The sequence below is a fragment of the Nocardia australiensis genome, assembly GCF_020733705.1.
In the GTDB taxonomy this organism is placed as follows: domain Bacteria; phylum Actinomycetota; class Actinomycetes; order Mycobacteriales; family Mycobacteriaceae; genus Nocardia; species Nocardia australiensis.
On record NZ_JAJFZM010000001.1, the window covers coordinates 2145264 to 2171593 of the forward strand.

The window sequence follows — 26330 nt, forward strand, 5'->3', positions numbered from 1 at the left end:
GGACCACCGCGCAAGGCCCAGTCGAGCGCGAACTCGCTGCGACACTGGGCATTCCGTACGAACGGGTCATGCTCGCGGCGCTCATTGCACTGGCGTACACGATCGGCACCGAACTCGAGCCCGCCGCCCGGGTATCGCGCGCGCAGATGCTGCACTGGGATCGCTGGAGGTCGGCGATCCGGGCTCGGCGTCGGCGGCCGCGATGGTCGAACAGGGCTCGTGACGCGGAGTTCGTTACCAGGTCATCCCGGCTGCACGCACAGTACATCTGACGCAGGCATCGTAGGTTCATGAATGCTGAGTTGATCGTGTCGGTTTCCGGGATCCGGGACACCACCCGGGACGCGGCAATCGAATTCGCCGCGGAGATGGATCAGCGCGACGTACGGCTGTCGCTCCTGGTGGCGCCGCGGCTACGTGGTAAATATCGCCTGGTCGACGACCCGGCCACCCAATCGTGGCTGCGTGGGCGCCGCGCACGCGGCGATGCCATCGTGTTGCACGGCTATGACCAGGCGGCGACCAAGCGGCGCCGCGCCGAGTTCGCGACACTGCCCCGGCACGAGGCGCGCTTGCGGCTCACCGCCGCGGACCGGGTGATGGAGCAGGTCGAACTACGGACCCGGCTGTTTGCCGCCCCGCGCTGGAATGCCTCCGCGGGCGCGATCGAGGCGTTGCCCGAGACCGGTTTCCGGCTCGCGCTCGGCTTGACCACGATCCTCGACCTGGAACGCGATGTCGCGCAGAAGGCGCGCGTTTACGGCATCGGCGAGGGTTTCCGAGTCGAGCCGTGGTGGTGTCGCGCGCTGGTGATGGGGGCGGCTCGCACGGCGCGCCGTGGCGGCGTGGTGCGCCTTGCGGTGTCGGCGGCACAGCTCGGCCGTCCGGGCCCGCGCCAGGCGCTGCTCGATGCGGTCGATCTCGCACTGTTTCACGGTGCTGTCAACGAGGTCTACCGCTGGGAGCCGTTCACCGTGGCCAGGGCGGCATAGCCGCGACAGTGCGGGTACGCGGTGTTGCCCGCACCGCCGCGCGAGGTGCCGTCGCCCGTAATTGGCGTGACCGGGCGGCGGCACCGGGGGACTGCGACGTTACGACTTCGCTTTGGCGCGCTTGGTTTTCGCGGGTTTGGCCTTCCCGGTATCCGCCTTCTTGCCGGGGACGGCAGCGCTCACGCTCGTATCCGGCACGGCCGCGGTCGCGCTGTGAGTGAATCCGCCCGCCTCCGCCCTGGTGAGCGACGTCGTCAAGGGGTGGCGCACCAGCTGACTCATGCCGCGAATGATGTCCGAAAGCAGCAATTCGGCCATATCGATAGTGAATCCGTGCCGCACCAGCGCGCGCATGATGGTCTCGCCTTCACGGTTGGCGGGCAGCGGATAGGCGGCGATCAGCCAGCCGCGGGTGCGCAGTCGATCCGACAGATCATAGAGATTGAATCCCAGGTCCCGCTCGTCCTTCAGTCGCCACGACACAGCGGCGATGCCGCGGTGCGGGGCGCCGCCGTGGACTATTTCGAACGGACCGAGCGCGGTGAGACCGGCGGCCAAATGCTTCGCGACATGGTAGAGCTGGGTCTGTACCCGACTGTATCCGCTGCGCCCGAGCCGAATGAATTCGTAGTACGACGTGATCACCTGCCCACCGGGCCGGGAGAAGTTGAGATTGAAGGTGGCCATGCTGCCGCCGAGGTAATCCACATTGAAGATCAGTTCACGCGGCAGGTCGCCCGCCGCCCGCCAGATCGCCCAGCCGCAGCCGAGCGGGGCAAGCCCGGTCTTGTGGCCGGAGGCGTTGATCGACCTGACCCGCGGCAACCGGAAATCCCAGATCAGGTCCGGCGCGGTGAACGGGGCGAGGAAACCGCCGCTGGCGGCGTCCACGTGAATCGGGATATTCAGTGCGCTGACCTCTTGCAGCCGGTCGAGTGCTTTGCTGATGCCTTCGATGTCCTCATAGAGCCCGGTGAAGGTCTGACCGAAGGTCGCGACCACCATGATGGTGTTCTCGTCGCAGTGAGCGGCCACGTCGTCGGGGTGCATGGTCAGCCGGTCGCCGCGCAGCGGGATCTGCCGGATTTCGACGTCGAAATAGCGTGCGAACTTCTCCCAGCACACCTGGACCGGGCCGCAGACGAAATTCGGTGTCCCGGTGCCACCGCGTTGCCGCCAGCGGAATTTCGCGGCCAGACCGCCGAGCATCGCGGCCTCGCTGGATCCGGTGGTCGAGGTGCCGAGCGTGCCCGCCGGATCCGGGGCGTGCCACAGGTCGGCGATCATACGCACGCAGCGCCGTTCCAGTTCGGCGGTTTGCGGGTATTCGTCCTTGTCGACGATGTTCTTGTCCATGGATTCGTTCATCAGCCGGTGTGCCTGGTCGTCCACCCAGGTGGTGCAGAAGGTCGCCAGGTTCATTCGGGATGTGCCGTCGAGAAGTAGTTCGTCGTGCACGATTTCATAGGCGATCTCCGGGAACATCTCCCGCGCTGGAAAGCTGTTCTTGGGTGCGGTGCGGTCGATCGCGGACATGGCGAAAAGGTCTTCGGACTGTGGGGAATCGGGCATCGAAACGGCCTCCGAGTATCGGATTGCTTGGTATTTGCCACGCGTCTTCAGCATGTCACAACGCCTTTGGTGTTCCGGCCTTGGTGGCACAGACCGTTTGGTCGGGCGAATTCACCCATAAGGCCGACTAGTTCGTGCCAGAGTTTTATTCAGCGGCAAATTGCGGGCCGCTCCTGGGGTGTGCGGTATCGGATCGAACCGAGACGGGCAGGAGGGAGCGGCGATGACGACGAAGGTGGCGCCGAAGGCAACCGGGACGAACTATATATCCTGGGTGACGCTGGCCCTCATGACCACCAGCTCGGTGGCCAGCCTGCGGTCCGCGGAGCTGGCATCGGGTTGGGAGGGCGGTGTCTACCGGTGGGTTGGCGACGGCTTGTCCAAGCCGCTCGGTTTTCTCGCGGTGTGGTGCCAGTTTGCCATGACGATCTTCTATTATCCGATTCTATTGGCTTATGTGGCAAGCACTTTCGCATATATTATCAACCCGTCGCTGGCGGCGAACGGGGTGTACGTCGCGATTGTCATCATCACCGTCTATTGGGCGGGGGTATACATCTCGGCGCAGGGCACCAAAACGGTTGCCGGACTTTCGGCCATGGGGCTTATCGTAGGCACCCTGATTCCCGGCACGATGCTGGTATTGCTCGGGTTCTTATTCCTCGCGCAGGGCAACCCATCGGCCGCACCGATGGATGCCGGCCATCTGCTCCCGGCCTGGACGGGCCTGGCCAGCCTGGTGCTCATCGTGGTCGGTGTCATCGCGTTCGAAGGCATTCACAATGACGCCGAAGCGAGCACCCGGGCCGAGCAATTACACGACCGGCTCGTCGACGCGGGCATACCCGCGCCGCAACCGCGGGTCATCGCCGACACGCTTGGCCGGGACGGCGGACTGGTCTGCCAGGATCCGTCGTTGCCGCTGATCAAGGCCCGGTACCAAGCCTCGGTCAGCAACGGTGCGAGTGGACCGGGCAACAGACCGATCATCGGCGATCGCGACGTAGCGACGGCCGTGGAATTGGCCATTGCCACCTACTGCCCTGATCGCCTCGGGGAATACCTGGATCAGGTGCAGGATATGAAGTTCGACAATACGACTAAGTGAGGCGCTGGCATGATTTCCGACGATCCTCGTACTGCTGAGCTGCGCAAGCGGGTCGCGGCCCTGATGTCGCAGGCGAAAACCGATCTCACCCAACTAGTCTCGTTCAAATCAGTGGCTGATGCGAGGCAGTTCCCGCCCGAGGAGTGTCGCCGGACCGCGCAGTGGGTGGCGGATGCGTTCGCGGCGACCGGCCTGACCAAGGTCGGCCTGCACGAAACCCCCGACGGCAGTAACGCGGTCATCGCATCGCGGCCGGCCTCCGACGGCGCCCCGACGGTATTGCTTTACTGCCACTACGACGTTCAGCCGCCGATGGACGATGCCGCGTGGCGCACCCCGGTCTGGGAACTCACCGAGAAGGACGGCCGCTGGTACGGCCGCGGCAGCGCGGACTGCAAGGGCAATATCATCACGCACCTGACCGCGTTGCGCGCCATCGCTTCCGACGTACCGCTCGGAATCACGCTGGTGGCAGAGGGTTCCGAGGAACAGGGTACGGGTGGGCTGGAACGGTTCGTCGAAATCAACCCGGAACTGCTGCGCGCCGACGCGATCCTGGTCGCCGACTGCGGGAATTTCGCCGTCGGTGTGCCGACGTTCACAGAAACGTTGCGCGGCAACGTGAATGTCGTCATCACCATCGAAACACTCGCCGGGCCAGTGCATTCCGGGATGTTCGGTGGCCCCGCCCCGGATGCGTTGGCCGCGCTGATCCAGGTGCTGGCTGCCACGCGCGACGAGCGTGGCAACACCACCGTGGCCGGTCTGCCGAATGACCAGACTTGGTCCGGCGTGCAATACCCGCGAGAGCAATTCCGCGCCGACGCGGGCGTTTTGGGTGGAGTCGAGCTGAGCGGGGACGGCACCGTCGCCGATATGCTCTGGGCGCGACCGGCTTTGACGGTGCTCGGCATCGACGCGCCGCCGGTGGTCGGCTCAGCCGCCGCCATCCAGCCTTCGGCCCGGGCTCGGCTGAACTTGCGCATCCCACCGGGCACCGATCCGAACCAGGCCCTGCGTGCGCTGACCGCGCACCTACAGGCGAACACACCGTGGCAGGCGAAGCTGACGGTCGAAACAGAGTCCACCGGTGCACCTTTCAAATCCCGCAGCGGCGGCCCGGCCCGCTCCGCGATGGAAGCGGCGCTGGCCGCTTCCTACGGCCGGGCGCCCACCACACAGGGGCAGGGTGGCTCGATCCCGTTGTGCAATGTCTTCGCCGACACCTACCCGGACGCGGAGATCATGCTGCTCGGTGTCGAGGAACCGAAATGCCTGATCCACGCTCCCAACGAGAGCGTTGACCCCACCGAGATCGAACACATGGCCCTGGCCGAAGCGCTGTTCCTGAGCAGTTATGGGCAGTGACACCGACCTACAACTCGGCCGAATCCTCCGGCTCGATCACCTTGAAATCGGTTCCCGCAGGACTCATTTCGGTCAGCCGACCGAAGTAGATGCCCTGCGCCTCGGGGACGATGATGCCGTAATGGATGGGCAGTGCGGTGCGTGGAGAGACCGCGCGCAGATAGTCCACCGCCTCGCTGATCCGCATCCACGGCGCCGCCGCCGGGATGGCCAGCACCCCGACCGGCACCGGTGGCACCCACAGCGAGTCACCGGGGTGCACGAGCTGCGCGGGGTCGTCGGGGGTGCCGAGCTGGAACACCGTGTTGTCGATCACCGGGATGTCCGGGTGTATCACCGCATGCCTGCCGCCGCCACCGGTGATCCGCAGCTCGCCGAGTGCGAGCACATTGCCCGCGTGCACCGCCTCCCATGGTTCGCCGCGCTGCGCGGCGGTCTGTGGGTCGGCCAGCAGCCGGGCTGCGGGATTGGCGTCGATCAGCGCATCGATCCGCAGCGGGTCGATGTGATCAGGGTGCTGATGGGTGACCGCGATGGCGTCCAGGCCGGTGATGCCCTCGAAGCCGTGCGAGAAGGTACCCGGATCGAACAAGACCTTCTTGCCATGCAGTTCGACGAGGATGCAGGAGTGGCCGAAGTGGGCAATGCGCATTCGGTCATGTTATCGGCCATCGGCCGATTTCAACCGGACCCCGCAGGCAGCCCGAACTTCCTGGACAACTACGCTGCTGCGGTAACCCCAATACCACCTGAGGAGCAACGCGTGGCACGAGTCGTGGTCGAGGTGATGCCGAAGGCCGAGATCCTGGACCCGCAGGGGCAGGCAATCGCCGGCGCGCTCCCGCGTCTGGGATTCGCCGGAGTCTCGGATGTGCGGCAGGGCAAGCGATTCGAACTCGATATCGACGACAGCGTCAGCGATGCGGAGCTCGAACAGATCGCCGAGGCGCTGCTGGCCAACACCGTGATCGAGGAATGGAAGGTCGTTCGCGTTTCATGAGCCGTATCGGGGTCATCACATTTCCCGGCACGCTCGACGATGTCGACGCCGCCCGCGCGGTGCGGCTGGCCGGTGCCGAAGCGGTCAGCCTGTGGCACGCCGACGCCGACCTGAAACAGGTCGACGCGGTGATCGTGCCCGGTGGCTTTTCCTACGGCGACTACCTGCGTGCCGGTGCTATCGCCCGGTTCGCGCCGGTCATGGGTGCGGTCATCCGTGCCGCGGGCAAGGGTATGCCCGTGCTCGGAATCTGCAATGGCTTCCAGGTGCTCTGCGAGGCGGGCCTGCTGCCGGGTGCGCTGACCCGCAACGAGGGCTTGCATTTCGTCTGCCGCGACGAATGGCTCCAGGTGGAGACCGCGGAAACGGCGTGGACGTCTCGATACGAAACCGGCGCGCAGATCCTCGTCCCGCTCAAGTCCGGCGAGGGGCGCTACCAGGCTTCGACCGCCGTGCTCGACCAGCTGGAAGGCGAAGGCCGGGTGGTGTTCCGGTACGCGGGCGACAATCCGAACGGATCACAGCGGGGTATCGCGGGGATCGCGTCGGCCAATGGGCGTGTGGTTGGGCTGATGCCGCATCCTGAGCACGCCACCGAGCCGTTGACCGGGCCCAGTGATGACGGGTTGGGGCTTTTTCTTTCGGTTGTTTGAGCTGGCCCTTGAAACCTATGGGTGAGGCGTGTGGTTGAGCGAATCTGCTCAGCTAGGGGTGGCTTACTCGACATGTAGGTGCGGTGTGTGGGGGCCGATTCGGGTGCTGGGCCGCGGGCTTCACGGCCCGGTCTGTCGGGGTGGTTGCGGGCGCTCTGAATAGGATCGTGGGTATGCCTGTTTCCAATACTTCCGCTACGGCCGGTGGGTTGTGTGCGTTCGTTGATGCGTCACCTTCACCGTTTCATGTCTGCCGGACGGCGGCCGCGGAGTTGGAGGGTCTCGGGTTCACTCGGTTGTCCGAGTCGGAGCCGTGGCCGTCGGATGGGCCTAGCCGTCACTATGTGGTTCGCGGCGGTTCGTTGGTGGCTTGGGCTACCGCGGATTCGGCGGGGGCTACGCCGTTCCGGGTTGTGGGTGCGCACACCGATAGTCCGAACCTGCGGGTGAAGCAGCATCCGGATCTGGCCGTCGCTGGTTGGCAGCTTGTCGGGTTGGAGCCCTATGGCGGCGCATGGCTGAATTCTTGGCTGGACCGGGAGCTCGGTATCTCCGGCCGGTTGAGCGTGCGCGATGGAAATGTGGTGCGGGAGCAGCTTGTTCGTATCGATTTGCCGATTCTGCGGGTGCCGCAGCTGGCGATACATCTGTCCGAGGATCGGCGCGGTGTCACGCTGGATCCGCAGCGGCATGTCAATGCGATTTGGGGTCTCGGGACCGCGCCGCGATCGTTCCTCGATTTTGTCGCCGAGCATGCGGAGCTCGACCCGGGCGCGGTGCTCGGCTGGGAACTGATGACCCACGATCTGGCACCGAGCGGGCTGGTCGGACGCGACCGTGATCTGGTCAGCGCGCCGCGGCTGGACAACCAAGGCACCTGCTATGCGGGTCTGCGCGCGTTCCTCGCCGCGATCGATGAACCCGGCGCCGCCATTCCGGTGCTGGCGATGTTCGATCACGAGGAGGTCGGCAGCCAGTCCGATCGGGGCGCCCAGTCAGACTTGCTGCCGACCGTGCTCGAGCGAATTGTGCTTTCTCGTGGTGGCGGACGTGCGGAATATCTGGCCGCGCTGGCCGGATCCGTCTGTGCCTCAGGGGATATGGCGCACGCAACGCACCCCAACTATCCCGACCGGCACGAGCCCGCGCATCGGATCGTGGTAAATGGCGGCCCGGTGCTGAAGGTCAACCAGAACCTGCGCTACGCCACCGATGCCGCGGGCGCGGGTGCGTTCGCGCTGGCCTGCGCCCAGGCGCAGGTGCCGTTGCAGCGCTACGTGCATCGTGCCGATCTGCCGTGCGGTTCTACCATCGGCCCGATGACCGCCGCGCGCACCGGGATGGCGACCGTCGATGTCGGCGCTGCCCAGTTGGCGATGCATTCGGCCCGCGAAATGATGGGCGCCGATGACGTTTCGGCCTACGCCGCCGCGCTGGCCGCGTTCCTCACCCCGGCCGAGGCCGGGCGGTAGGCACTCGACACACCCACCACGAACAGCGCCAGGGTGGCCAGCACATAACTGCTGCCGATGAGCTGCTGCCACCATGCCCAGCCGAGTTCGAGGTCGTGCTGGTGCGGCAGCAGCCATTGTGGGCCGATCGCGAACAGCACCGTGGCGCCCACCACGGTTCCGACGAACAACCTGCTGCGGGCGCCGCGGGCGATGGCATCGGCGGCCACGACCAGCGCGGGCGCGATCCACACCCAGTGATGTGACCACGACACCGGCGAAACCATCAGCACCGCCGCCGCGTTGACCATCAGCGCCGCCACCTCCGAGCCGGCCTCGATGAGCTTGCGCATCCACAGCGCGGCCAGCGCGATCGTCACCAGCGACAGCACGATCCAGATCAGCGTCGCGGTCGAGTCGGGGACTCCGAGCCGGAAGGCCATGCCCTTGATCGACTGATTGCCCGCGTAATAGGGCGGGCCGATGCGGCCGGTATCGGCGAGTGTGTGGAACCAGTATTCGACCGAATCGCTGGGGAACAGCAGGAATCCGAGCCCGACCGCCGCGATCGCCGACACCACCAGGGTCCCCGCCGCCTTCCAATCCTTACGCAGTAGGAAGAACAGCAGAAATCCGCCCGGGATCAGTTTCACCGAGACCGCGATGCCGATCAGCATGCCGCGCGGCCAGAACGGTTTGCGCACCAGGCAGTCCATGGTGATCGCGGCCATCAGCACCAGGTTGATCTGGCCGAACCCGAATGTCTGCCGGATCGGCTCGAGTGTCTGGGTGAGCGCGACGGAGGCAATGACCAACGGCAGCAGCGTCATCCGATCCAACCGCGGTCGCAATCGGGCGAGCACCAGCCAGATCGTGATGCCAAGACTGAGCACCGAGGTGGCCACCACCAGCACCTCGGCCAGCGGCAGCGGCATCAAGGCCAGCGGCCCGAAGAACAGGGCCGCCAGCGGCGGATAGGTGAACGGCAGCCCGATCCCCATCACCGGAGGCATCGGGCCGTACAACTCGCCGTCGTCCAGCCAGACTCGGGCACCGTTGCGATAGACCTGCAGGTCGATGTAGCCGTGCCACCAATGTGCGAGCAGCGAGATAGCCGCCGAGATGACGAAAAGCGTGATGGCGCCCATCAGCCAGCGCACCTGCTGGTCCGATATCGAGGCCCGCCGCACGCTATCCGAGGTAACGGGCTGCTCAGCCTGGTCCGCAACCCCCGATCGTTCGCTCACCGGCAAAGCGTAGCGGTTGCGTTGTCGCTCAATGTGTGCCGACCCGAGCCATTTGCCGGGACTTACACCATGTTCTGTATCACATTTCGTGCCCGGTGATTCGGCGTCGCTATCCGCTCTCGACCCCCGCGAACCCGGTGATCCGGGCCGCTGGCCGATGCGGCCCGTGGCTCGGCGAGAGCCACAGCTAAACTTTGCAAGCGAATCCCCAGCTTCGCGCTCCCGGCCCGAAAGGACCCTGGTACTCCGTGACTCCGCAGGTCGACACCGTCAGCGCAGCCGCAGCAACTCCCGACATTGCGCAGCCGTATAAGGAACTAGGTCTCAAGGACGACGAGTACACGCGGATCAGAGAGATCCTCGGTCGCAGGCCGACCGACGCCGAACTGGCGATGTACTCGGTGATGTGGAGCGAGCACTGCTCCTACAAGTCCTCCAAGGTGCATCTGCGCTACTTCGGCGAGACAACTACCGAGGCGATGCGGGCGTCCATGCTCGCGGGCATCGGTGAGAACGCGGGTGTCGTCGATATCGGCGACGGCTGGGCGGTCACCTTCAAGGTGGAAAGCCACAACCATCCCTCTTACGTCGAGCCGTATCAGGGCGCCGCGACCGGTGTCGGCGGCATCGTGCGCGACATCATGGCGATGGGTGCGCGACCGATCGCGGTGATGGACCAGCTGCGCTTCGGTGCCGCGGACGCGGCCGACACCAGGCGCGTAGTCGACGGTGTGGTGCGCGGTGTCGGCGGCTACGGCAATTCGCTCGGTTTGCCGAATGTCGGCGGCGAGACCGTATTCGATGCCTCTTACCAAGGCAACCCACTGGTGAACGCGCTGTGCGCGGGTGTCATGCGGGTCGAGGATCTGCATCTGGCCTTCGCATCCGGCGCCGGCAACAAGATCATTCTTTTCGGTGCGCGCACGGGACTCGACGGTATCGGCGGTGTGTCGGTGCTGGCGTCGGACACTTTCTCCGGTGACGAGTCTGGTGCCGGCCGAAAGAAGCTGCCCAGCGTCCAGGTCGGTGACCCATTCACCGAGAAGGTGCTCATCGAGTGTTGTCTCGAGCTGTACGCGGCCAAGCTCGTGGTCGGTATCCAGGATCTCGGCGGCGCCGGATTGTCCTGTGCCACTTCGGAGCTGGCAGCCGCGGGTGACGGCGGTATGCACATCGACCTGACCAAGGTGCCGTTGCGCGCCACCGGCATGACTCCGGCCGAGGTGCTTTCCAGCGAATCGCAGGAGCGCATGTGCGCGGTCGTCACGCCGGAGAACGTGGACGCGTTCATGGCGGTGTGCAAGAAGTGGGACGTGCTGGCCACGGTGATCGGCGAGGTCACCGACGGCGAGCGGCTGGTGATCAGCTGGCACGGCGAGACCGTCGTCGACGTGCCGCCGCGCACGGTCGCCCACCAGGGGCCGGTGTACGAGCGCCCGGTGCGGCGGCCCGACGATCAGGACGCGCTGATCGCCGCGACCCCGGACGCGCTGCCCCGCCCGAAGACCCCCGATGAGCTGCGCGAAACTGTGCTGCGGATGATTTCCAGTCCGCAGCTGTGCAGCCGCAAGTGGATCACCGAGCAGTACGACCGCTACGTGCGCGGCAACACCGTGCTCGCCGAGCACGCCGACGCGGGTGTCATCCGGATCGACGAGCAGTCCGGTCGCGGTATCGCACTGGCCACCGACGCGTCGGGCCGCTACACCAAACTCGACCCCTACACCGGCGCTCAGCTCGCGCTGGCCGAGGCTTACCGCAATGTCGCCACCACCGGTGCGACGCCGAAGGCCGTCACCAACTGCCTGAACTTCGGTTCCCCCGAGGACCCCGGCGTGATGTGGCAGTTCCAGCAGGCCGTGCGCGGTCTCGCAGATGGTTGTGTGGCCCTTGGTATTCCGGTGACCGGCGGCAACGTCAGCTTCTACAACCAGACCGGACAGGACGCGATCCTGCCGACCCCGGTGGTCGGCGTGCTCGGCGTCATCGACGACGTGCATCGGCGCATCCCGACCGGTCTCGGCCTGGAACCGGGCGAGACGCTGATCCTGCTCGGCGATACCGGCGACGAGTTCGGCGGTTCCATCTGGTCGCAGGTCGCCCACGATCACCTCGGCGGCGTGCCGCCCAAGGTCGACTTCGCCCGCGAGCAGTTGCTCGCCGAGGTACTGACCGCCGGATCCCGTGACGGCATGATCAGCGCCGCGCACGATCTTTCCGAGGGCGGGCTCATTCAGACCGTCATCGAGGCCGCGCTGGCCGGAGAAACCGGTTGCCGCATCCTGCTTCCCGAGGGCGCTGACCCGTTCGTGACCCTCTTCTCCGAGTCCGCCGGTCGCGTGCTCGTCGCGGTGCCGCGCTCCGAGGAGACCCGCTTCACCAAGATGCTCACTGCCCGCGAGCTGCCTTGGGTGCGTATCGGCGTAGTCGATCAGGGCGCCGATACGGTCGAGGTCCAGGGCCAATTCGCCATCGGCATGGATGAATTGCGTGCTGCGCACGAGGGCACGCTGCCGAAGCTGTTCGGGGCAAACGCGGTTTGACCGGGACTGGGGCTCGAGAGGTCTCAGTACGTCTACGCGACGGCGTCGGCAGGATTGTCGGCGCCGTCGAACGCTTCTTTCATCCCAACTATCCGGGGTTGATCGTTGCGACAGTCTTCTTCGCCTGGTCGCTGACTCCCTCACTACTGCCGAGAGATTGGCTGTTCGGGGGCCTGGTCAGCGGTATCAACGCGGCTATCGGCTACGGCGTCGGCTGTGCGCTGGAGTGGTTGTACCGCAGGTGGATTCGGCCCAATGTGCACCTGCCGGACGCTGTCACGCGGGTATTGGAGAAGCGACCGAATTGGCTGCCGGGTGCCGTCAAGGTGACGATCGTGCTGGCATGCGTGATCGTCGCGATCGTCATGCTCGTGCAGTCGGCACGCTGGCAACGCGAGATCACCGCGCTGATGGGTATGGATTCGACCACGACATCGGGGTACATGCGCACCGGCGCGCTGAGCGCGGCCGTGGCCGCGATCGCCATCGGGATGTTCCGCGCCGTCCGTTGGCTGGTGCGCTGGGTTGCCGGTGAGCTGACCAAATGGGTGCGCATTCCGCGCCAGGTGGCGATGCCGGTCGGTTTCGTGCTCGTGACGGTCGCCGCGGTGCTGTTGTTCAACGGTGTGCTGTCGAAAGCCTTTTTCAACGTGGCGAATTCGGCGTTCAGCGTCCGCAACGGCCACACCTCCGAGAATGCCGCACAGCCGCAGCAGCCGCAGCGTTCGGGCAGCCCGGCCTCGCTGGCAAAGTGGGAGACACTCGGTTCGGAGGGGCGCTGGTTCGTGTCCTACGCGCCGGACGCCGCGACGATCAGCAAGGTCACCGGCAAACCGGCGCGCGAGCCGATCCGGGTGTATACGGGTTTGGAATCCGCGGACGGACCCGAGGAGCAGGCCGAACTGGCGGCGGAGGAATTGGAGCGCACCGGCGCCTTCGACCGTGAGGTACTGGTTGTGGTGACCACGACCGGTACCGGTTGGGTCGATTCGACCACCGCCGAATCCATCGAAATGATGTTCGGCGGCGACACCGCGATCGTCGCGAGTCAGTACTCGTACCTGCCGAGCGTGCTTTCGTTCCTGTCGGACAAGGACAAGGCCACGCAGAACGGGAAGCTGATGTTCGACAAGGTGCACCAGCACTGGTCCGCGCGGCCCGCGCAGGCACGGCCGAAACTGCTCGTCTACGGCGAGAGCCTGGGCTCGCAGGGGTCCGAAGGCGCCTTCGGTGGGCTGGCCGATATCCGGTCGAGGACCGACGGCGTGTTGTGGGTCGGGCCGCCCAACTCGAATCGGCTGTGGAGCGAATTCGTCGCCCGTCGCGATCCCGGTGCGCCCGAAGTCTTGCCGACCTACGCCGACGGGCTGGTAGTGCGTTTCGCCGACGGCCGCGGCGACCTGGCCCGACCCTCGGATAATTGGCTGACCCCGCGCATCGCCTATCTCCAGCACGCCTCGGACCCGGTGGTGTGGTGGTCGCCCGATCTGCTGTTCAGCCAACCGGATTGGCTTACCGAGCCGCGCGGACCCGACGTGTCACCGGCGATGTCGTGGTATCCGATCGTCACGTTCTGGCAGGTCGCCGCCGACCTGCCCAACGCACAAGGCGTCACCGACGGGCATGGGCACCGGTACGGCACCCTGGTGCTGGATGGCTGGGTGTCGATCGCGCAGCCGCCGGATTGGTCGGCGGATCTTTCCGATCGCATTCGCGCCTACCTCGAGCAGTCGGCCGTAGATGAGCGCGAGCTGAAATAGCACGCGACACCTGAGCGGGCCAGGACCCCTCGTGTGCGGGGCCCGCACAGGTGCGCGTACTCAGGCGACGGACTTGAACGGATCGTGTTCGGCGATCAGTTTTTCCATCCGTGCCTCGTCGATGCGGCTGCGTACGGTCGTGGTCTCGTGCTGGTCGCGAACCACCTTCGCCAGGGTGAAGGTGCTCGTCACCAGGAACAGGACCGTCATTGCGAGGAAGCCGCGCTGCCAGATGTCCAGTGGGAGAAAGAAGATGCCCGCGCCCGCTCCGAAAAGGCCGATGCCGAACGCGATCGCGGCCTGTGCGAAGAAGGCCGAGGTGGCCTTCGGCGCTGCGTTGGGTGTGCTCATGGGGATAAAGTCTGCTGGCCCCGCGTCGCGGACAACCGGGTACAACTACTCGAGTCCGCCGGGTAGTTGTCGTAATCGTCTGAGTACCTGGACAATCGGACGATAGGTAGTGATGGGGTCCATCGATCCTGCCATCGAGCGTGGTGTCGCGCGCACTGTGATATATGCCCGGGTCCCCGCGTGGCGGCCGAGTCGACGCGCCTGCTGGTCGTACCCCACCGCCATACTGTTCAAGTGATAACCATTGCGGACCCACCGCCGCCCGTACCCGACCCGCGCGCCGCGCTCGCACACTGAGTCCGCCGTGCTCGGGACCGCCACAACTCTGACGAAGCTGCGTACGCGCAGCGTCGTCGCGGTGCGGCGTGCCGAGGACATCATCGACTTGAACTATGTCGGGCTGATCGTCGCGACCGTGTTCTTCGCGCTGTCGGTGACACCGTCACTGGTGCCGCGCGACTGGCTGTTCCAGGGCCTTATCAGTGGTATCAATGCCGCGCTCGGCTACGGCCTCGGCTGTGTGCTCGAATGGCTGTTCCGGCTATGGATCCGGCCGCGGCTGAAATTCCCCGCGCCGCCGACCTGGGTGCGCTACGCGGTGAAATCCGCGATTCTGTTCACCGCCGCGTTGTGCGCGGCCCTGATGTTGGTGCAGTCGGCGCGCTGGCAACGCGAAATCACCGCGATGATGGGCATGGAAAGCACCACCACGTCGGCCTATCTGCGTACCGGGCTGCTCAGCATGGCCGTGGGTGCGGCGGTGGTCGCGGTGTACCGGACGTTGCGCGAGATCATTCTGTTTCTGGCCCGCCAGCTCAATCGCTGGGTGCGGGTACCACGCGAGCTGGCGCCGACGGCGGGGTTCCTGGTGCTGGTGCTGTTTACCGTGACGGTTTTCAACGGCGTGGCCTCGCGGGCCTTCTTCGCCGTGGCCAACTCGGCGTTCAGCGTGCGCAATGACTACACCTCGCAGCACGCGGTTCAACCGGTGCGGCCCGAACGCTCGGGCAGCCCGGCCTCGCTCGCGAAATGGGATTCGCTCGGCTTCGAGGGGCGATGGTTCGTATCGCACGGTCCGACGGCCGCCGCGATCACCTCGGTGACGGGCCGACCGGCCCGCGAACCGATCCGTGCCTATGTCGGACTGGAATCGGCGGCCACCGATGAGACGCCGGCGGAGTTGGCGGTCGCCGAGCTCGAGCGCACCGGAGCGTTCGACCGGAAGGTGCTGGTGGTGGTCACGACCACCGGGACCGGGTGGGTGAATTCGATGGCGACGGCGGCCATCGAGTACATGTACGGCGGCGATACCGCGATCGTGGCGACGCAGTACTCCTATCTGCCCAGCGTGCTGTCCTTCCTCGCGGACCGGGGCAAGGCGGCGACCGCGAGTAAGCAGCTGTTCGACGCGGTATACGAGCATTGGACCGCGCGGCCGCCGCAATCACGCCCGAAACTGCTCGTATACGGGGAGAGCCTGGGGTCGCAGGGGTCGGAGGCGGCCTTCGATGGGCTGGCGGATCTGCGGGCGAAGGTGGACGGTGCGTTGTGGGTGGGGCCGCCGAATTCCAATCGGCTCTGGCAGCAGTTCGTTTCGCGTCGCGATCCGGGTTCGCGCGAGGTGCAGCCGGTGTACGCCGATGGCCTGGTCGTCCGATTCGCCACCGATAGCGCCGATCTCGCCAGACCCGGGGCCGAATGGCGTTCGCCACGCATCGCATATCTGCAGCACGCGTCGGATCCGATCGTGTGGTGGTCGCCGGATCTGATCTTCTCCAAACCGGATTGGCTCTCGGAGCCGCGCGGTGCCGATGTGTCTTCACAGATGCAGTGGTGGCCGTTTGTCACGTTCTGGCAGGTGGCCGCGGATCTCACTAATGCGCAGGGCGTCGCCGACGGCCACGGCCACCGCTACGGCAGCCTCGTTCTGGACGGCTGGGTGGCCGTCGCGCAACCACCTGACTGGACCGCGGAACTATCCGACAAGATCCGGGCGCAGATCGAGGCAGCCGAGGACTACGAGCGGGACATAAAGTGAGTCGCGTCCCGAGAGTCATTGCCGCCATCGGTATCCCGCTGATGTGGAGCAATGTCGCGCTGCCACGGCTGCGCCTCGGTATGCGCGGGCGCACTGCCGTCAATGCCGGATTCGCCACCGGTTATGCGTTCGCGTTCGCTGGCAGGCCCAACTGGTTGTCGAAGTGCGGGCTGCGCGATGGGCTACTGGCCGGAGCGATTGTCACTGCGGGTTATGCTGCGGCACTTGCCATTCCAGCGGTACGCGGCCGGCTCGGGGGGATCGCCGACCGTAGCCCGGAGGTATCGCCGGTCGAGTGGATCACCGTGCACATCCCCATCGGCACCGTCTACAGCGAAGAACTGGTCTTCCGGGCCACCTTGGATCCGTTGCTGGATAGCACCTTCAGTGCGGGCGTCGGCCGCCCGCTCGGCGCGGCGGTCTTCGGTCTGTGGCACATCCGACCCGCCAGGGCAGCCGACGATAACATAGCCGCGTCGATCGCGGTCACCACAATGGCCGGTCTCGTTTTCGGATGGTTGCGCCGCCGGGCCGATAGCGCCGCGGCCCCGGCGTTGCTGCACCTGGCGGTCAACGCTGGCGGTGCTATCGCGACCCTCGCGCCACCGGTAGGCCCGCGACATCGCGCCGTTCAGTAATCTCATTGCCCGTGGCGGGACGTGCGACGGTGGATCCGGCAGCGGTAAGGGCCGCGGTGGTGGCGGTGGCCGACTGGTTGCGTGACGAGTCCGCGCCCAAACCCGGCCGCACCGAACTGGCGGCGGCGGTCCGCACCAGCGTGCGTGCGCTCGCGGCGTCCGCGCCCGGACATTCGGTGGAGGTGCGGGTGCCGCCGTTCGTCGCTGTGCAATGCGTCGAAGGCCCGCGGCACACCAGGGGTACGCCGCCGAATGTGGTGGAGACCGATCCACGCACCTGGCTGCTGCTGGCCACCGGCCTGCTCGATTTCGCTGCGGCCGTGGACAGCGGCGCGGTCAACGCCTCCGGTAATCGCGCCGTCGAGGTCGCACACTGGCTGCCGATCCTGCGGGTAGCCGCAGACTGAGCGATCTACTTCGCGGCGGCGGCGCGATGCAGACCCTTGCGGTCGTAATACCGGGTGATGACCGCGCCGAATACGACGCCGATGGCTAGCCCGAGCGCGGTCATCCACAGGCCGCGCCCCAGTCCGGCGGAAAAGTTGTTGTCGAAGTACAGAATCGAGCGAATGCTGAGGAACACCTGGTGCATCGGCTCGAATTCGGCCAGCCAGCCGAAGTACTTCGGAGTCGCCTCGATCGGTACCGTGCCGCCCGAGGAGGGCAGCCCGAGGATGACGAACAGGATCAGGTTCACCAGCAGACCTGCGGAGCCGAATGCCGCGAGCACCGATAGCCCCGTGAAACCGACGGCAATGATCGCGAACGCGCTGTAGAGGTACAGCCCGAGCGGATGGTCGACCGGCATCCCGATCGACTTGGCGACAATGACGAAGACACCGGCGATGGTGCTCGCCGCCAGAACCAGCACGCCCCATTTGATGAGCAGCGTGTGGAACCGGGAAATGGGGGTCGGCGGGAAGTGCACGAACCAGGGGCCGTACTCGGTCGGTACGAATCCCAGTGACGCGTCGACCATCGTATGAATGGTCATCGAACCGATGACGCCGGCCAAAAGCAGCAGCAGTGCGAAGAAGAAGGCGGTCAGCCCTTGGCCGGTGCCGTTAGGCAGCGGGCGGAACTCTTCGGTGACGATCTGTAGCGGACTCTCCAGCGCGACCCGGGTAACGCCGCTCAGTTCCGTGGCAGGCGGTCCACCCGGTGCCGGGGTCAGCTGCGCCTGCACCTGCTCGGTTAGTTGCTTGCCGACCTGCGCGTTGACCTGCGGCAGCGCCTGCGCGCCGATGCGGCCGACGATCTGGGTGGCGAACGCTCCGGTGCGCGGGTTGGTCTGCAGGGTGATGATCGGGCGCTCGATATCGCCCGGCACCACGCTGCCGACACCGAATATTCCGAGCCGCTTGCTGAAATCGCCCGGAATGATGATGGCGCCGTAGACCTTTCCGGACTGCATCTGGAGCTGCGCCTCATTGATCCCCAGCACCCGTAGGTCGATCTCGTCGGCGGGCACGGCCTGCTGTAGTCCTGCGGCGACCTGGTCGCCGAAGTTGACGTGCTGCGCCCCGAATGTGTCCCCGACGTCCTGGTTGACCAGCGCGATCGGGAAGTCGTGCAGGTTCTTTTCCGGATCGACGACATAGTCCAGATACATGATGCCGAGCAACGTTGTGAGCAACGTCAGCACGAGGACCGGTGCGATCACCATGCGAACCCAATGTCGGCGCTCTGGCTTACCCGTGTCGCCCCCTGCCGCGCCCCCGCTGTTTTCGACAGTCGTCACGGGAGGTGACGTTAACAGCTGATCGTGCCGGATTCGGCAGTTCGCGGCGGCGATTGCTGCATGGATGCGGCGTCGGTGATCGAGCACCGATGATCACCCGTAGAATGATGGTTGCCCCCAAGCCCGCCCGAACAGGGAGCAACGGTGACCAACGCCGAATTGCCGGTCGACAACGCGTCCGTTCATATTTCTACAGCCCCGGATCAGGACGAGAACGAGCCACGCGAGGAGTGTGGTGTTTTCGGAGTCTGGGCGCCGAGTGAGGATGTGGCGAAACTCACTTACTACGGCCTGTACGCATTGCAGCACCGTGGTCAGGAGGCGGCCGGTATCGCCGTTTCCGATGGCTCGCAGATCCTGGTTTTCAAGGATCTCGGACTGGTCAGCCAAGTCTTCGACGAGCAGACCCTGGCCGCGATGCCGGGCCATATCGCCATCGGCCACTGCCGCTATTCCACCACCGGCGCCGTGACGTGGGAGAACGCGCAGCCGATCTTTCGGACCACCGCCGTTGGCTCCGGACTTGCCCTGGGTCACAACGGAAATCTGGTCAACACGGCCGAATTGGCCGATCGTGCAAGGGAACTCGGCCTGATCGGCGGTAGCCCGATGTCAGGCGGGCGCCAGGCGCCGATCGCCGCGACATCGGACTCCGATGTGATGACCGCGCTGCTCGCACACGCCGCCGCGGATTCGAGCATCGAGCAGGCCGCCATGCAACTGCTGCCGACGCTGCGCGGCGCGTTCTGCCTCACCTTCATGGACGAGCACACCCTCTACGCCGCGCGCGATCCGCACGGGGTGCGGCCGCTGTGTCTGGGCAGGCTCGAGCGTGGCTGGGTTGTTGCCAGCGAGACGGCCGCGCTCGATATCGTCGGTGCCGCATTCGTGCGCGACATCGAACCGGGCGAACTGCTGGCGATCGACGCCGACGGCGTGCGTTCGATGCGCTTCGCGAACCCGGAACCCAAGGGCTGCGTCTTCGAGTATGTGTACCTGGCCAGGCCCGACAGCACCATTGCCGGCCGCTCGGTGCACTCCACCCGGGTCGAGATCGGCAGGCGGCTGGCCACGGAGCATCCGATCGAGGCGGACCTGGTCATCCCGGTCCCTGAATCGGGTACCCCTGCCGCGGTCGGCTACGCCCAGGGGTCGGGCGTGCCCTATGGGCAAGGTCTGATGAAGAACGCCTATGTCGGGCGCACCTTCATCCAGCCGAGCCAGACCATTCGTCAGCTCGGTATCCGGCTCAAGCTCAATCCGCTGCGCGAGGTGATCCGCGGGAAGCGACTCATCGTGGTGGATGATTCCATCGTGCGTGGCAATACCCAACGCGCACTGATCCGAATGCTGCGCGAGGCCGGCGCGCTGGAGATCCATGTCCGGATCGCCTCGCCGCCGGTGAAGTGGCCCTGCTTCTATGGCATCGACTTCGCTTCCCGCGCAGAGTTGATCGCCAACGGTGCTGGCGCGGAGCCCGCGGCACGAGAGGGCGCGGTCACGGATTCCGTTCTCTACGAAGAGATGGTGGAGGGCGTGCGCCGTTCGATCGGTGCCGACACCCTCGGCTACATCTCGACCGAGGGCATGATCGCCGCGACCGAGCAGCCTCGTTCCCGGCTGTGCTGTGCGTGCTTCGACGGAAACTATCCGATTGCCCTGCCCACTGAGGCGGCCATCGGGAAGAACGTGCTCGAGGGCATGCTCACGGGCCGCCCCGAGTCGATCCTGTTGGGCGACAACGCGAACGCGGATGCTCTGAGCCGTCCCTGATATCTGCTGTTACTTCGGCGGTTCGGCGTATCTCGCCGAACCGCCGAAGTGTGTCGTGGGGTCGGCGGCTGAGCCAGGGGAGACCGCCATATTGTCTCGGCTCGTGACCTGGCGTACTCGAGACGCCGCGACCGCGGTTTCGGCGCGAACCTGGTCATTCGTCCGTTGATTGCGTCGCGTCTCTGCGTCCTGCGCAACGACTGGTAACACCCGGCAATTTTTCTTTTGAAAACGCAACCTGTCGGAAATGGTTCGTGGGTACGGTCCCGGATATATCGGAAGTTCACCGTGTCCGTGCCGGGGCCTGTGATCCAGGAGACGCGGTGCGACGCTCGAGAAGTGGGGCCGGAGATGTTGGTTTCGAAGACGCCTGGGAGACGGCAGCGGATTCGACGAATAGCGGTCATCGGCGCGGCTGCGCTACTTGCCGCTGGACTCGCCGCGTGCGGTTCCGGACGTACGGGGGGTGGCGGTGATGGCGGCGGACTGGTGGCGGGCACCACGGATAAGATCTTCTCGTTGGATCCCGCGGCCGCCTACGACAATGGTTCGTTGCTGGTCGAGACCCAAATCTATTCGTATCTGATGAATTTCGCGCCTGGTGATGCCACGCCGAAACCGGATGCGGCGGAAAAGTGCGAGTTCACCACGCCCACCGTGTACACCTGCAAGCTGAAGCCAGGGCTGAAGTTCGCCAATGGAAATCCATTGACCGCCAACAGCGTCAAGTTCTCCTTCGACCGGATGCTCGGGATCAACGATCCCAACGGACCGGCCTCGCTGATCGGCAATCTCGACAAGACCGACGTTGTCGACGACCTGACCGTGGCGTTCACGCTCAAGGTGGCCAACGATCAGACCTTCCCGGCGATCCTGCCGACCCAGGCCGGGCCGATCGTGGACGAGAAGGTCTATCCCGCCGACAAAGTAATGGCCGACGAGGATGTCGTGAAGGCCAAGGGCTACTCCGGGCCTTACACCATCGCGAGCTACGACAAGAACAAGCTGGTCGAGTACCAGGCGAACCCGGACTACCAGGGCATTCTCGGGACCCCGAAGACCTCGACGGTCTCGACCAAGTACTACGCAACCTCCGACAACATGAAGCTCGACCTGCAGAACGGCGCGCTCGACGTCGGCTACCGGTCCTTCACACCGACCGACATCGAGTCGTTGCGCGGCAACGACAAGGTCAAGGTGGACGACGGTCCCGGCGGTGAATTGCGCTACATGGTGTTCAACATGAACACCATGCCGGGCGGCACACCCGATCAGAAGCTCGCGGTGCGCAAGGCGCTGGCCTCCTCGATCGATCGTGTCGCGCTGGCCGACGGGGTTTACAAGAACACCTACACGCCCGCCTATGGCTTTGTGCCGCAGGGCATGCCGGGTGCGGCGGAGCCACTGAAAGAGCTCTATGGCGCGAAGCCGAGCAAGGATGTCGCGGCAAAGTTCCTCGCCGACGCCGGTATCGCGACTCCGGTCGAACTCAACCTCCAATACAACCCGGATCACTACGGCTCCAGCAGTTCCGAGGAGTACGCGGCGATCAAATCGCAGCTGGACGGCACCGGGCTGTTCAAGGTCAACCTGCAATCCACCGAATGGGTCACCTATCAGAAGGAACGGGCCCGCGACGGCTACCCGCTGTACCACTTCGGTTGGTTCCCGGATTACCCGGACGCCGATGACTACCTGAGCCCGTTCTTCGGACCGAACAACTTCCTGCAGTCGCACTTCGAGAACCCCGGCATAAACGCGCAACTCACCGCCGAGCAGACCGAGCCCGACAAGGAAAAGCGGATCAAACTGATCGAGCAGGTACAGCGTGATCTCGCGCAGAACCACCTGCCGACGCTTCCACTGTTGTCCGGCAAGCTGATCGCGGTGTCCAATCCGAAGGTGCAGGGGGTGCCCCAGACGCTCGACGCGTCGTTCAAGTTCCGTTACACGGTGCTGAGCAAGTGACCTCGGGTGATGCCGGGCTCGAGGCAACGCCTCGGGTCCGGCGGTTCCGGCTGCCGGGCCGCGTCAAGGGGGGTGGCGGGGACTCGCGGCAGCTTGCGCTATTGCGGTACTTGGGGATTCGGCTGCTGCTGATTCTGCCGACCGCGTGGATTCTGGTCACGGTCGTGTTCTTTCTCATGCGGGTGATCGGCGATCCGATCAGTGCCGCCATGGGTGGGCGCATGACGCAGGAGCAGATCGAGGTGCGCAAGGAAGCGGCCGGGCTGAACCGGCCGATCCTGACCCAGTACTGGGAATATCTTTCCGGGCTGCTGCACGGGGATTTCGGCTACTCACAAGACAATCGGCAGATCAGCGAGGTAGTGACCACCTACGGTGCGGCGACACTCGAGCTGGTGTTCTGGGCGCTGCTCGTCGCGTTCGCCGTCGGGGTGCCGCTGGGTAGATATGCTGCGACACACCGTGATTCGACCGCTGATGCGGGGTTGCGAATGTTCGCGATCTTCGCCTACGCGGCGCCGGTCTTCTTCGTCGGCATGCTGCTCAAGCTGATCTTCGCGGTGAAGCTGGATTGGCTGCCCGTCGCGGGCCGGGCGAGTACGCCGGTAGAGCTGGAACTGCAGCACGTATCGCCGAAGACCAACATCATGGTGGTCGACGCGATTCTGTATGGAGACACCAGCTATCTGATCGACGTGCTGAAACACGCTGTGCTGCCCGCGATCGCGCTCGGCTTGCTCACCGCGGGCATCTTCCTGCGGCTGGTACGGATCAATCTGATCCAGACCTTGCACAGCGACTATGTGGACGCGGCAAGGGCCCGTGGACTGTCCGCGCGGGTGGTGACCGGCAGGCACGCGGTGCGCAACGCGATGATTCCCATCGTCACCGTGATGGGCATGTACATCGCCATGATGCTCGGCGGCGCGGTGCTCACCGAAACCACCTTCGAATGGAAGGGTCTGGGCTACCAGCTCGCGGAGTATCTGCATCAACGCGACTTCATTGCTGTGCAGGGCATTGTCGCATTCGTCGCGCTCGTGGTCGCCGCCATGAGTTTCGTGGTGGACGCCATTGTGGCGATGATCGACCCGAGGGTGAGATTCTGATGACCGCACCGGAATTGGCGAACGAGCCATTGGTCGTGCCGCCGGAACCGCCTGCCGTGCGCAGGCGGCTGCCGGGGATGCGGCTGCTCACAATGACTGCCGGGCTGCAGCGTGTGACCCTGCTCATCGGCCTCGGCCTGGTCGCGTTGTTCGTGCTCACAGCGGTCTTCGCGCCGCTGATCGCGCCATACGGCCTCGCTCAGAACACCTCGGACGGTGTCGCTTTCGTCGCGCAGCAACCACCGTCGGGACAACACTGGTTCGGGACTTCGGTACGCAGCGAGGATGTGTTCTCGCGGGTGATCTTCGGTGCCCGCACCGCCCTGCTGGTGATCGTGATCTCGCTGACGCTGTCGCTATTGGTCGGCGTGCCACTGGGATTGGTGTCCGGGTACGTCGGTCGCTCGGTCGACCGAATACTCGTGCTGTTCATGGACGCCATCTACGCCTTCCCGACGCTGCTGCTCGCCATCGTGGTTTCGATCGTGGTTGCGGGCGGGCAATCCAGCAGCTTCGGCGGGGTGCTGTCGGCGGCGGTGGCCATCACGGCGATCTATGTGCCGCAATACTTTCGGGTGGTCCGCAATGCGACCGTCGCGGTGAAGAACGAACCGTACGTGGATGCCGCCCGGGTCACCGGCGCGTCCACCACCCGAATCCTGTTCCGGCACATTCTCGCCAACGTCACCCAGTCCTTGCCGGTGATCGTCACGCTCAACGCGGGCGACGCCATCCTCACCCTGGCCGCACTCGGTTTCCTCGGTTTCGGTATCGAACCGACCCAGGCCGCCGAATGGGGTTACGACCTCAACAAGGCACTCAACGATGTCTCCAACGGCATCTGGTGGACCAGCATCTTCCCTGGCACAGCCATCGTGCTGGTGGTGCTCGGCATGACGCTGGTCGGCGAGAGCCTCAACGAGGCACTGAATCCGCTGCTGCGCACCCGCCGCGCGGTGGCGGTGTCCGCCGACGACACCATCGTCGTCGTGGCGGACGATGCTGAAGAGACCGAGTCGGCCGACATCGCCGCGGAGCCAGCGAACGCGGGAAAGCCCACCGTCACAAGCGAAACCGCGGCTAGCCAAGAGCCGGTACTGGTGTTCGGTGCTGACACGGCCGCAGTCGGCCGGAGCCTGTCGGATACGAAGGCCGAAACAGTGGGTGCCGCAGCCGAAACCGATGCCGTTGGCGAAGCGGATACCGTGGAAGGACGAGACCAATGAGTGAGCCGACTTTGGTCACCGATCGCAGCCCCGCGCTGTCGATCGAATCGCTGTCGGTCACCTTTGCCACCGACGCGGGACCCGTCTATGCGGTGAGCGATGTGTCCTACGAGGTGTTCCCTGGTGAGGTCCTCGCCATCGTGGGGGAATCGGGTTCGGGGAAGTCGGTGAGCTCCCGGACCGCGATGGGGCTGCTGCCGTCCACCGCGCGGGTGCGTGGCCTGGTCACGCTCGGCTCGGAGGCGATCACCTCGATGAGCGAGCGACAGCTCACCGCGCTGCGCGGCGGTGCCATCTCGATGGTGTTCCAAGAACCCGGTCTCGCCCTCGACCCGCTCTTCACTGTCGGGTTCCAAATCGGCGAGGCATTGCGGGCGCACGGTGATATGAGCCGCAAAGCGGCTAAAGCCCGTGCGGTGGAATTGCTTCGTCTGGTCGGGCTGCCCGATCCGGAGCATCGGGTCGACTACTACCCGCATCAACTCTCCGGTGGGCAGAAGCAGCGCGTGGTGATCGCGATCGCCATCGCGTGTGAGCCCAAGGTGATCATCGCGGACGAGCCGACCACCGCACTCGATGTCACGGTGCAGGCCGAAATCCTGGAGTTGCTGCGCGATCTGCGCGACCGCATCGGCAGCGCCATCGTGCTCATCACCCACAACATGGGCGTGGTCGCCGACCTAGCCGACCGGGTCGTAGTGATGCGCGACGGCAAGGTGGTGGAGGAGGCGTCGGTCGACGAGCTGTTCGCGAATCCACGCGCCGACTACACGCGCGCGTTGCTCGCGGCGGTCCCGCATCTCGGCACCGAACAGCTCGCACATGGTCCTGCGGAGGACACCACCATCACTGGTGATCCGGTGCTGGAGGTGACCGATCTGGTGGTCCAGTTCCCCGGCCCATTCGGCCGCCCGCCTTTCCGTGCGGTGGACCAGGTCAGCCTGAGTATCCAGCCCGGCGAGACGCTCGGACTGGTCGGTGAATCGGGCTCAGGCAAATCGACCATCGGACGCTGTGTCGCCGCCCTGCAACGCCCGACCTCGGGCATTGTTCGGGTCCGTGGGCGCAACATTGCCGGACTGTCCCAGCGGCAATTGCGCCCGATCCGGCGTCGCTTCGGCTTCGTCTTCCAGGATCCGGCCAGTTCGCTCAATCCCCGGCTCACCGTTGGTGAGTGTGTCGCGGAGCCACTGATCGTGCACAAGACGGGCAGCACCGCCCAGATTCGCGATCGGGTGCGGCAATTGCTCGACGATGTGCAGCTACCCTCTGGCACCGACGGCAGATACCCGCATGAGCTGTCCGGTGGCCAACGCCAGCGTGCCAGCCTCGCCAGGGCCCTCGCCCTCGACCCCGACCTGCTCGTCGCCGACGAGCCGACCAGCGCCCTCGACGTTTCCGTGCAGGCGGCCGTGCTCGAGTTGTTCGGGCAGTTGCAACGCGAGTTCGGCTGGGCCTGCCTGTTCATCAGCCATGATCTGGCCGTGGTCGACCAGTTGGCCGACCGCATTGTGGTGCTGCGCGATGGCGCGGTGGTCGAACAGGGCGACCGTGACCGCATCCTGCGGGCACCGGAACAGGAGTACACCCAGCGCCTGGTCGCCGCCGTACCGGTGCCGGACCCGGTCGAGCAACGCAGAAGGCGAGCGGAGACAGCGGCGTTGTTCGCGACCGAGCCGGATCAACCCGAGGCAAAATGACGGTGTGACACTTGATTTCGCGCCTGAGATCCCATTCGGCAGCACCGATTGCCCAATCCTCGTCGCATCCGGTTGTCGACCGTAGACGCGAA

General features: G+C 65.5%; 20 protein-coding genes and 1 pseudogene. 16 read left to right on the forward strand and 5 right to left on the reverse strand.

The genetic code is table 11. The features are described from left to right. Positions 1-290: 290 nt before the first annotated feature. Complete coding sequence (locus LKE06_RS09795) at positions 291-992, forward strand: DUF2334 domain-containing protein (RefSeq protein WP_227998283.1); 702 nt, start codon at positions 291-293, stop codon at positions 990-992. A gap of 99 nt (positions 993-1091) precedes the next feature. On the opposite strand, the gene gad is transcribed toward LKE06_RS09795, so the two are convergent. Then, a complete protein-coding gene (gad, locus tag LKE06_RS09800) occupies positions 1092-2618 on the reverse strand; it encodes a glutamate decarboxylase (RefSeq protein ID WP_227998284.1) in 1527 nt (508 codons plus the stop codon). A gap of 169 nt (positions 2619-2787) precedes the next feature. Between gad and LKE06_RS32870 the strand changes: the two genes are divergently transcribed. Further along, the gene (locus LKE06_RS32870; RefSeq protein ID WP_308188336.1) at positions 2788-3672 is read left to right on the forward strand and encodes an amino acid permease; all 885 of its coding nucleotides are present in this window, start codon (positions 2788-2790) and stop codon (positions 3670-3672) included. 9 nt (positions 3673-3681) lie between these two features. Next, the gene (locus tag LKE06_RS09810) at positions 3682-5040 is read left to right on the forward strand and encodes a dipeptidase (protein ID WP_227998285.1); all 1359 of its coding nucleotides are present in this window, start codon (positions 3682-3684) and stop codon (positions 5038-5040) included. A 7-nt stretch (positions 5041-5047) separates the two neighbouring features. Here the strand turns inward: LKE06_RS09810 and LKE06_RS09815 are convergent, their stop codons facing one another. Then, a complete protein-coding gene (locus LKE06_RS09815) occupies positions 5048-5692 on the reverse strand; it encodes an MBL fold metallo-hydrolase (protein WP_227998286.1) in 645 nt (214 codons plus the stop codon). Between the two features lie 111 nt (positions 5693-5803). On the opposite strand from LKE06_RS09815, the gene purS reads away from it, so the two are divergent. The 3 genes from purS to LKE06_RS09830 all read left to right on the forward strand — a co-directional run bounded on the left by purS (position 5804) and on the right by LKE06_RS09830 (position 8165). Further along, positions 5804-6040 (forward strand): phosphoribosylformylglycinamidine synthase subunit PurS, encoded by a 237-nt coding sequence (gene purS / locus LKE06_RS09820; protein ID WP_227998287.1) that lies wholly within the window; start codon positions 5804-5806, stop codon positions 6038-6040. After that, complete coding sequence (purQ, locus tag LKE06_RS09825) at positions 6037-6693, forward strand: phosphoribosylformylglycinamidine synthase subunit PurQ (protein ID WP_227998288.1); 657 nt, start codon at positions 6037-6039, stop codon at positions 6691-6693. Before purS ends, purQ begins: the two co-directional genes overlap by 4 nt. Positions 6694-6866: 173 nt before the next feature. Next, a complete protein-coding gene (locus LKE06_RS09830; RefSeq protein ID WP_227998289.1) occupies positions 6867-8165 on the forward strand; it encodes a M18 family aminopeptidase in 1299 nt (432 codons plus the stop codon). Here the strand turns inward: LKE06_RS09830 and LKE06_RS09835 are convergent. Continuing rightward, positions 8114-9391 (reverse strand): glycosyltransferase 87 family protein, encoded by a 1278-nt coding sequence (locus LKE06_RS09835; protein WP_227998290.1) that lies wholly within the window; start codon positions 9389-9391, stop codon positions 8114-8116. The genes LKE06_RS09830 and LKE06_RS09835 overlap by 52 nt on opposite strands. Before the next feature lie 248 nt (positions 9392-9639). On the opposite strand from LKE06_RS09835, the gene purL reads away from it, so the two are divergent. After that, positions 9640-11934 carry a phosphoribosylformylglycinamidine synthase subunit PurL gene (purL, locus tag LKE06_RS09840; protein WP_227998291.1) on the forward strand — a complete coding sequence of 765 codons (2295 nt, stop codon included), beginning with the start codon at positions 9640-9642 and terminating at the stop codon, positions 11932-11934. Then, positions 11931-13694, forward strand: a complete 1764-nt coding sequence (locus LKE06_RS09845; RefSeq protein ID WP_372477316.1) for an alpha/beta hydrolase — start codon at positions 11931-11933, stop codon at positions 13692-13694. Before purL ends, LKE06_RS09845 begins: the two co-directional genes overlap by 4 nt. A 60-nt stretch (positions 13695-13754) precedes the next feature. Here the strand turns inward: LKE06_RS09845 and LKE06_RS09850 are convergent, their stop codons facing one another. Then, positions 13755-14045, reverse strand: a complete 291-nt coding sequence (locus LKE06_RS09850; protein WP_227998293.1) for a YiaA/YiaB family inner membrane protein — start codon at positions 14043-14045, stop codon at positions 13755-13757. A gap of 304 nt (positions 14046-14349) precedes the next feature. Here LKE06_RS09850 and LKE06_RS09855 point away from each other — a divergent pair, with 304 nt between their 5' ends. The 3 genes from LKE06_RS09855 to LKE06_RS09865 are packed head-to-tail and all read left to right on the forward strand — an operon-like array spanning position 14350 to position 17128. Then, positions 14350-16083: an alpha/beta hydrolase gene (locus tag LKE06_RS09855; RefSeq protein ID WP_227998294.1), complete on the forward strand. Its 1734-nt coding sequence runs from the start codon at positions 14350-14352 to the stop codon at positions 16081-16083. Further along, positions 16080-16721 (forward strand): CPBP family intramembrane glutamic endopeptidase, encoded by a 642-nt coding sequence (locus LKE06_RS09860; protein ID WP_227998295.1) that lies wholly within the window; start codon positions 16080-16082, stop codon positions 16719-16721. The genes LKE06_RS09855 and LKE06_RS09860 overlap by 4 nt, the downstream gene beginning before the upstream one ends. Before the next feature lie 11 nt (positions 16722-16732). Next, a complete protein-coding gene (locus LKE06_RS09865; RefSeq protein ID WP_227998296.1) occupies positions 16733-17128 on the forward strand; it encodes a sterol carrier family protein in 396 nt (131 codons plus the stop codon). Between the two features lie 5 nt (positions 17129-17133). Here the strand turns inward: LKE06_RS09865 and LKE06_RS09870 are convergent, their stop codons facing one another. After that, the gene (locus LKE06_RS09870) at positions 17134-18387 is read right to left on the reverse strand and encodes a YhgE/Pip domain-containing protein (RefSeq protein WP_227999378.1); all 1254 of its coding nucleotides are present in this window, start codon (positions 18385-18387) and stop codon (positions 17134-17136) included. A 219-nt stretch (positions 18388-18606) separates the two neighbouring features. Here LKE06_RS09870 and purF point away from each other — a divergent pair, with 219 nt between their 5' ends. The 5 genes and pseudogenes from purF to LKE06_RS09895 all read left to right on the forward strand — a co-directional run bounded on the left by purF (position 18607) and on the right by LKE06_RS09895 (position 26238). Then, entirely contained in the window at positions 18607-20235 is a 1629-nt protein-coding gene (purF, locus tag LKE06_RS09875) for an amidophosphoribosyltransferase (RefSeq protein WP_227998297.1), read from the forward strand. A gap of 351 nt (positions 20236-20586) precedes the next feature. Next, positions 20587-22203: an ABC transporter substrate-binding protein gene (locus LKE06_RS09880; protein ID WP_227998298.1), complete on the forward strand. Its 1617-nt coding sequence runs from the start codon at positions 20587-20589 to the stop codon at positions 22201-22203. Positions 22204-22304: 101 nt separating this feature from the next. Continuing rightward, positions 22305-23312, forward strand: coding sequence for an ABC transporter permease (locus LKE06_RS09885; protein WP_443678129.1), 1008 nt, complete (start codon positions 22305-22307; stop codon positions 23310-23312). A 77-nt stretch (positions 23313-23389) separates the two neighbouring features. After that, positions 23390-24265, forward strand: a pseudogene (locus LKE06_RS09890) (ABC transporter permease); the annotation flags it as partial. A gap of 269 nt (positions 24266-24534) precedes the next feature. Then, on the forward strand, positions 24535-26238 hold the full coding sequence (locus tag LKE06_RS09895) for an ABC transporter ATP-binding protein (RefSeq protein WP_227998299.1): 1704 nt from the start codon (positions 24535-24537) through the stop codon (positions 26236-26238). Positions 26239-26330: the final 92 nt, after the last annotated feature.

Coding starts and splice junctions, on each gene's coding strand:
- LKE06_RS09795 (WP_227998283.1), top strand. CDS start 291: ATGAATGCTGAGTTGATCGTGTCGGTTTCCGGGATCCGGGACACCACC.
- gad (WP_227998284.1), bottom strand. CDS start 2,618: ATGCTGAAGACGCGTGGCAAATACCAAGCAATCCGATACTCGGAGGCC.
- LKE06_RS32870 (WP_308188336.1), top strand. CDS start 2,788: ATGACGACGAAGGTGGCGCCGAAGGCAACCGGGACGAACTATATATCC.
- LKE06_RS09810 (WP_227998285.1), top strand. CDS start 3,682: ATGATTTCCGACGATCCTCGTACTGCTGAGCTGCGCAAGCGGGTCGCG.
- LKE06_RS09815 (WP_227998286.1), bottom strand. CDS start 5,692: ATGCGCATTGCCCACTTCGGCCACTCCTGCATCCTCGTCGAACTGCAT.
- purQ (WP_227998288.1), top strand. CDS start 6,037: ATGAGCCGTATCGGGGTCATCACATTTCCCGGCACGCTCGACGATGTC.
- LKE06_RS09830 (WP_227998289.1), top strand. CDS start 6,867: ATGCCTGTTTCCAATACTTCCGCTACGGCCGGTGGGTTGTGTGCGTTC.
- LKE06_RS09850 (WP_227998293.1), bottom strand. CDS start 14,045: ATGAGCACACCCAACGCAGCGCCGAAGGCCACCTCGGCCTTCTTCGCA.
- LKE06_RS09870 (WP_227999378.1), bottom strand. CDS start 18,387: ATGGTGATCGCACCGGTCCTCGTGCTGACGTTGCTCACAACGTTGCTC.
- LKE06_RS09880 (WP_227998298.1), top strand. CDS start 20,587: ATGTTGGTTTCGAAGACGCCTGGGAGACGGCAGCGGATTCGACGAATA.
- LKE06_RS09895 (WP_227998299.1), top strand. CDS start 24,535: ATGAGTGAGCCGACTTTGGTCACCGATCGCAGCCCCGCGCTGTCGATC.